The sequence below is a fragment of the Dichelobacter nodosus genome, from assembly GCF_001263335.1.
GTDB lineage: Bacteria > Pseudomonadota > Gammaproteobacteria > Cardiobacteriales > Cardiobacteriaceae > Dichelobacter > Dichelobacter nodosus.
In genome coordinates this window covers 1-265 of sequence record NZ_LGVW01000022.1, presented here as the reverse complement: position 1 = coordinate 265, position 265 = coordinate 1, and the positions used below count along the sequence as shown (strand labels likewise).

The following is a 265-nucleotide window of genomic DNA, read 5'->3' as shown; positions in this document are numbered from 1 at the left end:
AGACGATCTCTTCATCTTTTCCTACGGTTCCATCTATGCTGACTTTAAATTCCAGTTGGTTTTTATCCGTACGGTTTTCCACCGCGACGTCTTTCGTCGCTTTCAGGAGGATTCCTGGCGCGGTCGGCGGGGTAACCGTCGGTTGATCTCCATCATTAGGATTATCCGGTTTACCCGGTTCATACGGTTTACTCGGATCTTTATTACCGTCGTAGATGTAGCCCGTATCACTGCCGGCTCTATCGGTCAGTTCATCACTGTGATC

At 49.1% G+C, this 265-nt stretch carries 1 protein-coding gene; it reads right to left on the bottom strand.

Translation table 11 applies throughout. The features are described from left to right. The coding region (locus tag AKG33_RS07380; protein WP_161802464.1) for a hypothetical protein at positions 1 to 265 on the bottom strand (265 nt) is incomplete at both ends.